General features: G+C 71.5%; 14 protein-coding genes. 4 read left to right on the top strand and 10 right to left on the bottom strand.

Annotation, left to right across the window (positions count from 1 at the left end; genetic code table 11):
• The 6 genes from AB0B89_RS20660 to AB0B89_RS20635 all read right to left on the bottom strand — a co-directional run.
• Window positions 1-182, bottom strand: a 182-nt coding sequence (locus tag AB0B89_RS20660) for an ATP-binding cassette domain-containing protein (protein WP_358554996.1), incomplete at its 3' end; no start/stop codon positions are given.
• Window positions 179-913 carry an ABC transporter permease gene (locus AB0B89_RS20655; protein ID WP_358554998.1) on the bottom strand — a complete coding sequence of 245 codons (735 nt, stop codon included), beginning with the start codon at window positions 911-913 and terminating at the stop codon, window positions 179-181. The genes AB0B89_RS20655 and AB0B89_RS20660, both read right to left, overlap by 4 nt.
• A gap of 119 nt (window positions 914-1032) precedes the next feature.
• Window positions 1033-1839, bottom strand: a complete 807-nt coding sequence (gene modA, locus AB0B89_RS20650) for a molybdate ABC transporter substrate-binding protein (protein ID WP_358554994.1) — start codon at window positions 1837-1839, stop codon at window positions 1033-1035.
• Window positions 1840-1849: 10 nt separating this feature from the next.
• Window positions 1850-2260, bottom strand: coding sequence for a helix-turn-helix transcriptional regulator (locus AB0B89_RS20645; protein WP_358554992.1), 411 nt, complete (start codon window positions 2258-2260; stop codon window positions 1850-1852).
• 198 nt (window positions 2261-2458) lie between these two features.
• Window positions 2459-3520, bottom strand: a complete 1062-nt coding sequence (locus AB0B89_RS20640) for a class I SAM-dependent methyltransferase (protein ID WP_358554990.1) — start codon at window positions 3518-3520, stop codon at window positions 2459-2461.
• Between the two features lie 316 nt (window positions 3521-3836).
• Window positions 3837-4220, bottom strand: a complete 384-nt coding sequence (locus AB0B89_RS20635; protein ID WP_358554988.1) for a nuclear transport factor 2 family protein — start codon at window positions 4218-4220, stop codon at window positions 3837-3839.
• 144 nt (window positions 4221-4364) lie between these two features.
• Between AB0B89_RS20635 and AB0B89_RS20630 the strand changes: the two genes are divergently transcribed.
• Both AB0B89_RS20630 and AB0B89_RS20625 read left to right on the top strand, forming a co-directional pair.
• Window positions 4365-4964 carry a TetR family transcriptional regulator gene (locus tag AB0B89_RS20630; RefSeq protein WP_358554985.1) on the top strand — a complete coding sequence of 200 codons (600 nt, stop codon included), beginning with the start codon at window positions 4365-4367 and terminating at the stop codon, window positions 4962-4964.
• 94 nt (window positions 4965-5058) lie between these two features.
• Complete coding sequence (locus tag AB0B89_RS20625) at window positions 5059-6339, top strand: alpha/beta fold hydrolase (protein ID WP_358554982.1); 1281 nt, start codon at window positions 5059-5061, stop codon at window positions 6337-6339.
• A 6-nt stretch (window positions 6340-6345) separates the two neighbouring features.
• Here the strand turns inward: AB0B89_RS20625 and AB0B89_RS20620 are convergent, their stop codons facing one another.
• The 3 genes from AB0B89_RS20620 to AB0B89_RS20610 form a co-directional block, all read right to left on the bottom strand.
• Window positions 6346-6948, bottom strand: a complete 603-nt coding sequence (locus tag AB0B89_RS20620) for a hypothetical protein (RefSeq protein ID WP_358554979.1) — start codon at window positions 6946-6948, stop codon at window positions 6346-6348.
• On the bottom strand, window positions 6945-8591 hold the full coding sequence (locus AB0B89_RS20615) for a PHP domain-containing protein (RefSeq protein ID WP_358554976.1): 1647 nt from the start codon (window positions 8589-8591) through the stop codon (window positions 6945-6947). Before AB0B89_RS20615 ends, AB0B89_RS20620 begins: the two co-directional genes overlap by 4 nt.
• A gap of 287 nt (window positions 8592-8878) precedes the next feature.
• The gene (locus AB0B89_RS20610; protein ID WP_358554973.1) at window positions 8879-9403 is read right to left on the bottom strand and encodes a TetR/AcrR family transcriptional regulator; all 525 of its coding nucleotides are present in this window, start codon (window positions 9401-9403) and stop codon (window positions 8879-8881) included.
• Window positions 9404-9497: 94 nt separating this feature from the next.
• On the opposite strand from AB0B89_RS20610, the gene AB0B89_RS20605 reads away from it, so the two are divergent.
• Window positions 9498-10385: a 5'/3'-nucleotidase SurE gene (locus AB0B89_RS20605; protein ID WP_358554970.1), complete on the top strand. Its 888-nt coding sequence runs from the start codon at window positions 9498-9500 to the stop codon at window positions 10383-10385.
• A gap of 42 nt (window positions 10386-10427) precedes the next feature.
• On the opposite strand, the gene AB0B89_RS20600 is transcribed toward AB0B89_RS20605, so the two are convergent.
• Entirely contained in the window at window positions 10428-11753 is a 1326-nt protein-coding gene (locus AB0B89_RS20600; RefSeq protein ID WP_358554967.1) for an acyltransferase, read from the bottom strand.
• A gap of 378 nt (window positions 11754-12131) precedes the next feature.
• Between AB0B89_RS20600 and AB0B89_RS20595 the strand changes: the two genes are divergently transcribed.
• Window positions 12132-12965, top strand: an 834-nt coding sequence (locus AB0B89_RS20595) for a cellulose binding domain-containing protein (RefSeq protein ID WP_358554964.1), incomplete at its 3' end; no start/stop codon positions are given.

Raw genomic sequence — 12965 nt, 5'->3', positions numbered from 1 at the left:
CCGTCCTCCAGGGTGATGTGCCCGTCCGACAGGCCGACGAGCCCGGCGAGGGCGCGCAGCGCGGTGGTCTTGCCGGCGCCGTTGGGTCCGAGCAGGGCCACGACCTGCCCGGCGTCCACGGTGAACTCGACATCCAGGCGGAAGCGGGGACGGTCGACCACCAGGTGGGCGTGCAGGGTCATGGGCCCGTCACCCACCTGTCGCGCAGGCCGGCCAGGATGATCACCGAAACGGCGAGCAGCAGGAGGCTGAGCACGATCGCGGCCTCCGGCTCGGTCTCCAGGGCCAGGTAGACCGCCAGCGGCATCGTCTGGGTGCGGCCGGGGAAGTTCCCGGCGAAGGTGATGGTGGCCCCGAACTCGCCCAGCGCCCGCGCCCAGCACAGCACCGCTCCGGCGACGATGCCCGGGGCGACCAGCGGAAGGGTGACGCGGCGGAAGATGACCCACCGCGACGCCCCCAGGGTGGCCGCGGCCTCCTCCAGCCGCAGGTCGGCGGCGCGCAGCGCCCCTTCGACGCTGATGACCAGGAACGGCATCGCGACGAACGCCTCGGCGATCACGACCCCGGCGGTGGTGAAGGGCAGGCTGATGCCGAAGGCGGCCTCAAGCCACTGGCCCACCAGACCGCGCCGCCCGAGCACCAGCAGCAGGGCGACGCCTCCGACCACCGGGGGCAGCACGAGGGGAACGGTGATCAACGCCCGTACGAGGCGCCGGGCGGGGAAGCCGACGCGCGCCAGCAGCCAGGCCAGCGGCACGCCGAGGAGCAGGCAGATCAGGGTGGCGATGGTCGCGGTGACCAGCGACAGGCGCAGCGCCTCCAGCACCTGCGGTTCGGCGAGCCGCTCGGCCAGCGTGGACCAGGGGGCCCGGACGAGCAGCCCGGCCAGGGGGAGCACCAGGAAGACCATGCCGAGCGCGGCGGGCACGACCAGGGCCCAGGGGACGCGACCCGCCACGACGCCCGCCGGGCCGGGGCCGCGCCGCGCGCCGCCCCGGCCCGTCGATGACGCGGACGGTGTCATGCCGGTCAGGGAGCCTCGAAGCCGGCCTTGGTCAGCACGTCCTTGCCCTGGGAGGACAGGACCAGGTCGACGAACTGCTTGGCCAGGTCCGGAGCGGGGGCCTTGGACAGGGCCGCGATCGGATAGTCGTTGATCGCCTTGTCGGCCTCGGGGAAGGCGATGCCGGTGACCTTGCCCGCGGCCGCCAGCACGTCGGTCTTGTAGACCAGCGCGGCGTCGACCTCGCCGAGCTCCACCTTGGTGAGCGTGGCCTTGACGTCCTGCTCGTAGGTGACCGGGGTGACCTTCAGCCCCGCCGCGTCCAGGGCCTTGACCGCCGCGGCGCCGCAGGGCACCTGCTCGGCGCACAGGGCGACCTTGACCTTGGAGTCGGACAGGTCCTTCAGCTCGTCGACCTTGGCCGGGTTGTCGGGCGGAACGGCGATCTGGAGCTTGTTGCGTACGAACGTCGTCGGAGCGGTGGCCAGGGACGCGTCGGTGACGGTCTTCATCGTGGCGGGGCTGGCGGCGGCGAACACGTCCGCCGGGGCGCCCTGGGTGATCTGCTGGGCGAGGGTGGCGCTGGATCCGAAGTTGAACTTCACCGACGTCCCCGGGTGGGCGGCCTCGAACGTCTTGCCCAGCTCGGTGAAGGTCTCGGTCAGCGAGGCGGCGGCGAACACCGTCAGCGCCGTCGCCCCGCTCGCGGAGGAAGCGGAGGAGGAAGCGGTCGCGGGGGTGGCCGGGTCGCTGGAACCGCAACCGGCGAGGCCGGCCGCCAGCGCGAGGGCAAGGGGGACCGCTGCGGCCCACCGGGAAACACGCCTGAACAACAAAGGCTCCTTACTGACTCGCTGTGCGAGCGTGGTCGGGGATCTCCACGACGACGTTGGTGGACTTGATCACGGCGACCGCCACCACCCCTACCTCCAGGGCCAGCTCATCCACGGCCTGGCGGCTCATCAGCGAGACCACGCGGTACGGCCCGGCGGCGATCTCGACCTGGGCCATGACCGCGTCTTTGATCACCTCGGTCACGATCCCGCGGAAACGGTTGCGCGCCGAGGACTGACCCGAGCCGTTCACGACCTCGATCTGGGACCGCGCGAACGCGGCCAGGTCGGTGCCGTCCACCATGCGGTGGCCGTGCTCGTCCCGCTGGGCTGTGAGCCGTCCGGCGTCGACCCACCGCCGGACGGTGTCGGGGCTGACCCCGAGCAGAGCGGCCGCCTCGCTGATCCGAAACGTCGTCACAAGCCATCACCATACCTTCGCATTTTCCGGCATCAACACCGGTCTGGCTTCGCAATCGCGCCGTGATCTACCGGGATCACTTCGCACCTGAGAGAGCGGGGCCCTCCGCGCACGTGGCACGTCCTGAAGCCATGGTGCCCGGCCACGATTGTGCCGGTCACCGGCACCGGTGCCGCCCAAAGGAGGCCGGGGTGACCGCTAATGGCGGGTGGCGATGGCGAGGAAGCGGTGGGAGGGGTCGTCGTAGGTGGTCAGCTTCCAGCCGGTCTGGTGCATCGACCGGCGCAGGCGCTCTTCGGCGAGGGGCTCGTCGGGGCTGAGCGTGCGGCCGTGGCGGGCGGCGAGGGCGGCGCGCCCGGAGGGATGGAAGAGGATGAGCAGCCCGCCGGGCCGGGTGGCGCGGGCCAGTTCGCGAAGGCCCGCGTCGGGGTCGGGCAGGTGCATGATGAGCCCGGCGGCGAACACCGCGCCGATGGACGCGTCGGCCACGGGCAGGCGGCGGGCGTCGCCGATGACGAGGCGGGCGTGCTCGGCCCGGCCCTGGGCGCGGGCCTGGCCGAGCATCTCAGGCGACAGGTCGAGCGCGATGACACCGCCGCCGGGCCCCACGGCCTCGCGCAGCGCGGGCAGGGCGCGGCCGGTGCCGCAGCCGACGTCCACCACGACGCCGTCCCTCGGCAGGCCCGCTTCCTTGATCGCCGCGGCGTACGCGGGCATGTCGTCGCCGAACTTGGTGTCCCAGGTGGCGGCGCGGGGGCCGAAGAAGGCCCGGCTCTCGGTGACGTACCAGCGGTTGTGGTCGGCGAGGGCGGCGGTCACGTGGCGGATCACCGGCCAGGCCGGATCGTGCACGTCGACGACGATGTCCGCGCCGGACTCGGCGTTCTCCTCCGAGCGGCCGCCGGTGGCCCGGGTGCGCAGCCAGATCGTCACGTCCCAGCGGTCCTGGGGCGGGTGGGTCCGCCAGCGCCGGCCGTCGGCGATCGCGACCGTCCCGAAGGTGCGGCCCGCGTACCAGGCGTCCTCGTCGGCGGGCGGGCTGGTGTCCGACAGGCGCACGGAGGGACGGCCGGCGGCGTGGAGGGTGGAGGCGAGGCGGTCGGCGAGGGCCGCGCTCCGGGGGCCGGCGCCGTCGACCACCACGCACACCGGTCCGGGCGGGAGCATCTCGGCGATGCCGCCCAGGACCGTCTCCCATCGGCGGACCTGGACCTCGGTCATCGCCTGCCACGCCGGTACGGGTGCCGCGTCATCAGCCATGTGCCAATCATGCGGATGCGGGCGACAGGTGGCTACAGGACCCGGAGAAGCGAGCCCTGGAACCCCTTTGCCCCCGAGTCCGCGAGGGCGCCGCGGCGTCGCCGGGTTCCGCGGTCGCGATACCTGTGAGCCGCGAGAGGGGCGGGCGCGTGCGGGCAGATCGCGTTGCCGGCCGCGAGCGGGGTGGACACGAAGGCGGGCGGGCGTCCGACGAGGTGCGGCCCCGGCGGAGGCGTGCCCGTCAGAAGGCGAAGCCGCCGGGGCGCCCGTCGCGGTCGGCGAGCAGGCCGGGCTTCGCTGGGGGGACGGGTGTGGGTCAGGCGAGGATCGCCAGCATGGCCGGGGTGTCGATGTAGATCTCCATGCGGACGATCTTGCCCCCGCTCAGCTCCCACACGTGGGTCTCGGGGAGGTCGAAGGGGGCTCCGGCGGTGGTGTGCCCGATCGTCCGGCCGATCTCCACCACGTGGTCGCCCGCGTCGATGATCTGTTCGACCGTCAGCCGCGGGTCGATGTGGCCCAGCAGCCCGGTGAAGAAGGCGACCGCGCCCTCGTGGCCCTTGAAGTGCCCGCCCCAGGGCAACTGCTCGGACTGGTGGATCTCCACCTGGGGGTCGAACACCTCGCCGATCACGCCGAAGTCGCGCGTCTGAAAGGCGTCATAGACGCGTTTGATAATGTCGACGTTGCTGTCGCTCACAGCTTTCCTCCGTCTGGCACGGTCTGAAGTGCACGGTCTGAAGTGATGATGTCGCGGTGGCCCGGAGGCCCCGGTACGAGCAGTCTTAAGACCCTGGCTCCGGCACACAAGAACCAGCGGCATTGCTGGGAGGAATCGGCCACCATGTTCGGAAAAATCGGGCGGCCGGCCGAGGACCGGGTCAGGCGGCAGCAGGAGATCTTTCTCGCGGTCGCGCCGCTCATCAGCGCCCACGGCGCGCGGGAGATCACCATGGCCCGCGCCGCCCGCGCCGCGAGCATGTCGGTCGGCGGCCTCTACCACTACTTCCCCAACAAGCGGGAGCTCCTGCTCTTCGGGCTCTCGCCGGCCAACCTCGAACGCCTGTGCGCGGACTTCCGGGCCGACCACGGGCACCTGGCCCCGGCCGACCCGAGGGCCTACCTCGCCGCGAGCCTGGACACCCTCACCTCCGCGGCGGGAGCCTTCGTCACCCCCTCGGTGATCGCCGCCGTCCACCTCGGCGTCGACACCTTCCGCGCCCGCCTCGACGAGGCCCTCGCCACCGAGATCGTCGGCCTGGTCGGCACCATAAGACTGGCCTACCCCGGGCTCGGCGACCGGTCGGCGGCCGTGCTCGACCGCGCGCTGCGCCGTCAGTGCGTCAGCGCGCTGCTCGACCCCGAGATCACCCCCGCCGAGCTGCGCGTCCAGCTCGAAGGCACCGTCGCCGCCTTCACCAGCATGACCCTGGCACCCCGATGACCGTCACCCGCGGAAGGGCTCCCGGTCGAGCGCACGCCATCGCCGACCCCTCGGCCGCCCCATGACAAGCTGGGCGTTCTTGGCGTTCTAGGGTGTGAACGGAGAGAAGCGCATGATCCACCTGCCGGGAATGGCGGTCACCGATCACCACTTCAGCGTTCCGCTGGACCACGGCGCCCCGGAGAGCGGTGAGGAGATCACGGTGTTCGCCCGCGAGGTCGTCGCCCCGGGCCCCGTCCGTGACGACCTTCCCTGGCTGCTCTACCTGCAGGGCGGTCCCGGCGGCAAGTCACCCCGTCCGGTACGGGCGGACGGCTGGCTGGGCCACGCGCTGCGCACGCATCGCGTCCTGCTGCTCGACCAGCGGGGAACCGGCCGAAGCACCCCCGTCACGGCCGCGACGGCCGCGCGTCTGGGCGAGGGGCTGGCTCCGTACCTGCGGCACTTCCGCGCCGACGCGATCGTGGCCGACGCCGAGCTGATCCGCCGGCGGCTGTCGGGGGACCGGCCGTGGGACACGCTCGGGCAGAGTTATGGCGGCTTCGTCACCCTGACGTACCTGTCGCGGGCGCCCGAAGGACTGCGCACCTGCTACGTCACGGGCGGCCTCCCCGGGCTCACCGCGACCGCCGACGAGGTGTACGCCCGCACGTACCCCCGGGTGAAGGACAAGGTCGAGCGCTACTACGCCCGCTTTCCCGGGGACGTCGCGACGGTACGCGCGGTCGCCGAGCACCTGGCGGCGAACGACGTGCGCCTGCCCGACGGCGACCGGCTGACCGTGCGGCGGCTGCGAACCCTCGGCATGGCGCTCGGCACGGGCGACGGGGCCGAACGGGTGCACTGGCTGTTCGAGGGGGCATGGGACGGCCACGCGCTCGCCGACGCCTTCCTGCGCGAGGTGATGGCGCTGACCTCCTTCGTGGACAACCCGCTGTACGGCGTGTTCCAGGAGGCCATCTACGCCCAGGGCGACGGCGCGACGGCCTGGGCGGCCGAGCGCGTCATGCGGGACCTCCCCGAGTTCGCGCCCGCCGCCGAGCCGCTGCTGTTCACCGGGGAGATGTTCTACCCCTGGATGTTCCGCGAGATCGCCGGCCTGCGTCCCTTCCGCGAGGCCGCCGAGGCCCTGGCGAAGGCGGACGACTGGCCGCCGCTCTACGACCTCGCGCGCCTCGCGGCCAACGAGGTGCCGGTGGCCGCGATCATCTACCACGACGACATGTACGTCGACGCGGAACTGTCCCTGCGCACGGCCCGGTCGGTGGGCAACCTGCGTTACTGGGTCACCAACGAGTGGGAGCACGACGGCGTCCGCGCCTCGGGCGACCGCGTCCTGTCCCGCCTCATGGACCTCGCGGGAGGCCGGGTGTGAGCTGGGTCAGCCGTGGTCGACGCAGCACGGCGTGGGGTTGGGCACCTCGGCGGGCATGAGGCGGCCCCCCGAGGCCGGCATGGTGAGCAGGATGACGCGCCCGTCGCGCCACTGCGGCCGTACGTGGTCGTTGGTCACGACGAGCGTGTCCGGCGACGGATCCTCGGTCTGAGCCAGCACGACGACCTGCTCGATCGAGGAGCCGGCCAGAACCTCGGCGACGGTGAGCGTGCCGTTCAGCCCGTCGTGGCCGGGGAACAGGACCAGGCGGCCGCCGGCTCCGGCGGCGTGCTCGGCCGCCGCAAGCGCGGCGCCCTCCGCGAGGTCGTCCGGTCCGGTACGGCTGTCGCCCAGCGCGGCGCCCACGGGGATCCCCGAGTCCTGTCCGGTACGGCTGTCGCCCAGCGCGGCGCCCACGGTCTCGGGGATCCCCGAGACGGGCGCCAGAAGGGCCAGCGAGCAGGCGACGTGCGGCACACCCGTCGAGGTCCGTACGAAGTGCGTGCAGCCCACGGTGCCGGCCGGAAGGCCGAGCACCTTCACCATGTCATGGAGAAGGTGCTCGGCTTCGGTGACCGTCCGCGAGCCCGCGTCCAGTCCCAGGATCATCCGCGCGGCACGATCCAGATGGGGTTGCTGTAGAACCACAGGTCCTTCCAGGGGTCGGCGTCGCCGAAGACGTCGATCTGGGGACCGTTCGGGTCGACCGACGCGCCGAGCAGACCGGGGGCGCTGCGGTTGCCGTCGGTGCCTCGCAGGCGTACGTAGACCGGGCGGTCGACGGCGCCGACCTGGTAGGTCAGCTTGACCGTGCCGGTGTTCCCGCCGACCTCGAACGACTTGACGACCTTGGTGGCCGGGGTCGTGAAGACGTCCTTGTTGGCGGCCGGTCCGGTGACGTCGCCCTGGATGACGTCCACGCGGGCCAGCGTCGGGATGAACTGCGCCCAGTTCGGCACGTTCGCCAGGGTGATCTCGATGGAGACCTCGACCTTCGCGCCCTTGCGGACGTGCAGGGTGTCACCGAGGGACACTCCGCGCTGTCCGACGCCGGCCTGCCGCGCACGCACGACCAGGGCGCTGATCAGGCCGCCGTGGTCCACCCAGACCCGGCCCTCGCGGATGCCGTCCATGACGTCGGTGTACGAGAAACCCTTGGCGCCGACGTGGGTCCGGCTGTAGTAGCCCGGCCAGAAGTCGCCGTTGGTCAGGTTGAACGAGCCCTTGTAGATGGGGTCGTTGTACTTGCCGTTGGCGTTGAAGTCGCTGCCGGGGCCGCGGTCACTGGTGTCGCCGTAGACCGTGTGCGAGTCGGAGTTGGCGGTGATCCACCAGCTCTTGCCCTCGGCGAGCAGGCTGTCCCACAGGCCGCCGACCGTCGAGGTCATCCAGTCGAAGCCGCCGAAGGTCTTGTAGCTCTCGGGCGGGTACGAGGCCCAGGAGTCGGCGCCGGGGCTGTTGTCGTAGTAGCCGCGGCCGGAGCCCGGCCCGTTCGGTTTGGCGATGCCCGCGGCCTGGTGGCCCGGCGCGCCTTCCATGCCCACGGCGATCCCCGGCGCGGTGTCCCGCCAGGCCCGGATCTCGTGCGGGGTGTCGAGGCCCTTGCGGGCGGGGTGGTTGGCGAGGAACAGCGCGGCCTCGACCCGGCGCCTCTTCACGGCGTCGGCCAGGAAGTTGAGCCCCGCGATGGCGAGGGCCTCGTTCTGAGGGGAGCTGCCGGTCGCGTTCTTGACCGAGCCGTCGAAGGAGTTCTCGAACTCCTTGAGGGTGGCGAGCTCGTTGCGGCCGGGGGCCACGAAGACCGTGCCGTGCTCGGCGGCCGGGATGTTCCACTCCAGCCCCTGGAAGACCAGGGTGTCCTTGACGATCTTGCGAGCGGCGACGATGTCGGGGTTGACCTTGTCGACGCCGATCTTGGCGTGCGCGACGCTGCCGTGGTCGGTGATGACCATCCAGTCGAGGCCGTACGCGTTGGCGTGCTTGACGTGGTCGCTCACCTTGTACATGCCGTCGGAGCTGTACTGGGTGTGGATGTGGTGGTCACCGGCGAGCCACAGGTACCCGTCGCGCGGCTCGGTGTTGTGCCGCACGCGCTGCGGGGTCGCGGCGGCGGCCTCGCCCGCGGTGCCGAGGACTCCCGCGGCGGTCAGGCCGGCGCCCAGCAGGCCCGCCCGGCGGAACATCGTGCGGCGCGAGAGCTGCCCGGGGGAGAGCTCGGCGTCGGGAACCGACATGTCCACGACCGGCGACATCTCGCCCTGGTCCTGGGCGTTCTCGGTGCCGTGAGAGTGGTCGTGAGGGTGAGCATGAGAGTGATCGTGAGGGTGATCGTGCCCGTGGCCCATGTCTTGCCTTTCCATCCCGCCGGAGAGATCTTGGCTCCGGCTACGTAGGCACACTGGCAAGAGCGGCTGAACCACATGTGAACAGGCCAAATCGACAGAGGGTCGAATGGCTTGCGATCGATCGGTGCAGGTGGGACGGGTGTGACTCACCGCGCGCCGCCGGAGCGGGCGCCATCACGTGAAGGCGGGGGACCTTACGTGGAGTCCGCCACCGCATGGAAGAGCAGATCGGTGAGCCGCTCCTGGTACGCCGGATCGTCCACCGGCCCGCCGCTCGCCAGCCGCAGGAAGACGGAGCCGACGAGCAGCTCGAAGAACACCTCGGGGTCGGCCGAGGGCCTGACCCCGCCCCGGGCGAGCGTCTCCGCGAGGTGCTCGCGCCCCGGCCACACCAGTTCGACGGAGAAGTCCTCCCTGTCCCGCAGGTCGGCCATCAGGCCGACGTACGCGGCGGCGACCTCGGGACGTCGCAGCCTGGCCAGCAGCCCCCGAACCCAGGCCCGCAGGTCCGCGCGGAGATCGCCGGTGGCAGGGGGGAAGCCGCCGGCCTCGGAGCGCGCGAACAGAACGTGCACCACGATGTCGGCCTTGGAGCGCCAGCGGCGGTAGATGGCGGGCCTGCTCACCCCGGCCCTGCGGGCGATCGCCTCGACGGTCATCCGCTGGTAGCCGACCTCGCGCAACAGTTCGGGCACCGCCCGCGATACCCGAATGTTCACCTGGGGGTCACGCGGTCTTCCCTTGATATTCCCGTCCATATACATTCCAAGCTGTCACGTAATGGATGTATCCAGGCAAAGGTGCGAGCCACCAATGAGACCCATCGTGTTCAAGCGTTTCCTCATCCCTCTTCTCTTACTCGCCTCCCTGGTGGGAGCCGTCGCTCCCGCGCAGGCGACGACCCAGCCCTCGCTGCGGATCCTGCTCACCAACGACGACGGCTACAGTTCCGCGTCCACCCTGAGCCTCCGTCAGGCCCTGATCGCCGCCGGCCACCAGGTGACGATCGTCGCCCCGCTCACCGACGCGAGCGCGGTCGGCACCGGGCTCAACATCAAGTTCGGCAGCACCCTTGAGGCGGTGGAGAGGTCCCCCGGGGTCTGGTCCATCGCGGGAAGCCCGGGTGACGCGGTCGCCTTCGGGGTGCGCATGCTGTTCGCGAGCAACCCGCCCGACCTGGTGATCTCCGGGCCCAACGCGGGTGAGAACGTCGCCGCGCTCGTCAACCACTCCGGCACGGTCGGCGCGGCCGTCACCGCCCTCGCGGGCGGCGTCCCCGCCATCGCCTTCAGCACCGCCAGGGGCCCCTCGAACTCGTTCCCGAGCACCCCGCAGTCCATCGACTTCGCCGTCAAGGTCGTGAACAGGCTCGCCTCGACGTCGTCGTACAACGGCAAGATCCTCCCCGACCACACCGCGCTGAACGTGAACTACCCGGTCACGCCGAACGGCCAGGTCAAGTTCGCCAAGCTCGGCACGTCGCTGCCGGTCTCGACCACCTACGCGCTCGCCACCGACGTCTGCGCCACGTGCTACCGGATCCTGCCCCTGCCGGCGACCGGCCCGGATCCCGTCACCGACGCCGACCGCACCCTGCTCGACGCGGGCAACGTCACCATCACCGCGCTCGACGGAAGCTGGGAGGCCGGCCCGACCGTCACCACCCTCGTCAAGGTGCGCCTGAACAACCTCACGCCGTAACGAGCCTGCCCGTCCGCGCCGCGAGGCACGGGCGGGCACGTCTCACGCACGCGCGCGCATCCCGAACAGGAACCGGGTCACCCGCGTGCGCCGCACCAGCAGGTCGTACGCGGCCAGCGTCAGGGTGAGCGTCGCCACCACGATCGCGGCGTACTTGACCGCGATCGGCGCGTGCCAGCCGACCACGCCGTACGCGACGGCGACGAGGATCGGCTGGTGCAGGATGTACAGCGGCAGCACGGCGGCGGACAGGTAGCCGTACACCCGCCGGCCCAGGCCGTCGGGCCGGTCCTGCACGGGCGCCGGTGCGTCCTGCGGTACGGGCGCGGGTACCTGGGTGTCCCGCTGGACGGCCGCGGGTACCTGGGCGTCCTGCTGTACGGCCGTGGGTACCTGGGCGTCCCGCTGTACGGACGCGGGCGCCGGGCGGCGGCGGTCGAGGAGCCCGAGGATCGCCACCAGCCAGCACCACCCCGCCGCCCCGTACACCGCGCGGGCGCCGACGGCGAGCCCGTTCATGTCGGTGAGGGGATCGCCACCGGCGGCCATGAACTCCGGCAGGCCGATCATGAACAGGACCACGCCGATCGCGGCTGCCGGCGGGGCGTCCCGGCGCATCGCCGCCCGGAACCGCTCGTCGGAGGCGAGCGCGAACCCGTACAGGAAGAACAGCAGATACGCCCAGCGGCTCCACGCGGCGTACGCCTGCTCCAGGCCCAGCAGCGCGCTGACCATCGCGACCGGGACGGCCGCGAGCAGCACCACGCCGCGCCGTCTTACGGCCGTGGCCGCCGACTCTCGGACCCGGCCGCCGAGGCCGCGGGGAAGCCGGCCGACCAGGGGCGCCAGCAGCAGCGAGAACACCAGCAGCAGCACCACGAACCACAGATGGCCGAACTCGAAGTACGTGCCCCGCAGGACGAAGGGAAACTCGGACGGCTCCAGGCGCACGTCGAAGAACCGCACCAGGAACCGCGGGTACGACTCGTGGTACCCGGGGTCGGCGCGTGACCGCAGCCACTGCGGCACCGGGATGATCGTGAGCGTGGCGAACACCAGCGGCACGCCGAGCCGCCGCAGCCGCTCGGCGGCGAACCCGGCGGGGCCGCGCCGGCGTAGCGAGTGCCACGAGCTGAGACCGGCGATGAGGAACATCATCGGCATCGCCCAGATCACGCCGAGCCCGGTGGCGATCATGGTCGCGCTGGTGGTCTCGGCGTTCTTCACGTAGTAGTCGTCGCCCGCGTCGAACACCAGCGCCGAGTGGAAGAACACCAGCCCGACCACCACCAGGGCGCGGATCGCGTCAAGCTCCGGCCGGCGTCCCGGCCGGGCCGTCCTCGGCGGTTCAACGCGGGCCGTCGTCATGCCGCCTCCGCCTCAGCCTGTGCTCGATGTGCCGCCGTGCGCGCGGCACCGACCAGTCTCGTCCCTTGTCGGCCCCGGCGCGACCGCGCCGGTGGGAAGTCGCCCACGGCCCCCGGCCCTCCAAATGAATGTTTCATCGGACTGCGCGGCGATCTATGGGGCCGCCCGGCGCGTTTGCCAAGGCCAACGAGGGGCCGGGTGCCGAGCGGCGGGCGAGGGCTTGCCGTCGGGCCGTCGCCGCGCGCAATCTGCTGTACATCCTCCCGAAACAACCACACCATGGGAGCGCTCCCACCGCCGCATGTCGAGCTGGGCGCTGCTTGGCCGTCTCAAGAAGGCGGCGGACCCATCAAGTTTCATAAGGGAGACGAACAGACAATGGGACCCCACAAGAGTTCCTGGCGCAGAGCCGTGACGGCGGTGGCAGCGTTGCTGCTCACCGCCATCGGGCTCGTCGTCAGCCCGACTTCGGCCAGCGCCGCCGTCGCCTGTCAGGTCACCTATGAGAAGGCCTGGGAAGGCGGCAACGGGTTCGGCGGAAACGTCACGATCAAGAACCTGGGCGACCCCCTGACCAACTGGACGCTGACCTTCGCCTTCCCGGGCAACCAGCAGGTGAGCCAGGGCTGGACCGCCGACTGGTCACAGTCCGGCGCGAACGTCACCGCGAAGAGCCTCTCGTACAACGGCAGCCAGGCGACCGGAGCCTCGTGGAGCATCGGGTTCAACGGCACGTTCAGCGGCACCAACACCAACCCGACCAGCTTTGCGATCAACGGTGTGACCTGTAACGGCGGGGGCGGCACGACCCAGTCCCTGGTGGTCAGCCCCACCGCGGTGACCGTCACGGCGGGCAGCACGGCGACCTACTCCGTGAAGCTGGCGGCGCAGCCGGCGAGCAACGTGACGGTGACCTCGACCGCCGGCACCGGTAACTCCGGGATCACGGTGAGCGGTGGCGCGAGCCTGACGTTCACCTCCGCGAACTGGAACACCGCGCAGAACGTGACGCTGTCGGCCGCGGCGAACGCCAGCAGCGCCAACGGCACGCGGGCCATCACGGTCGCCTCCGCCGGTCTCGCCTCGGTCGCGGTGACCGCGTCCGTCCAGGGTGGCGGCGGCACGACCCAGTCCCTGGTGGTCAGCCCCACCGCGGTGACCGTCACGGCGGGCAGCACGGCGACCTACTCCGTGAAGCTGGCGGCGCAGCCG

The organism is Sphaerisporangium sp. NPDC049002 (assembly GCF_040649355.1).
Classification (GTDB): Bacteria; Actinomycetota; Actinomycetes; order Streptosporangiales; family Streptosporangiaceae; genus Sphaerisporangium.
This window is presented reverse-complemented; position numbering and strand designations above follow the sequence as displayed.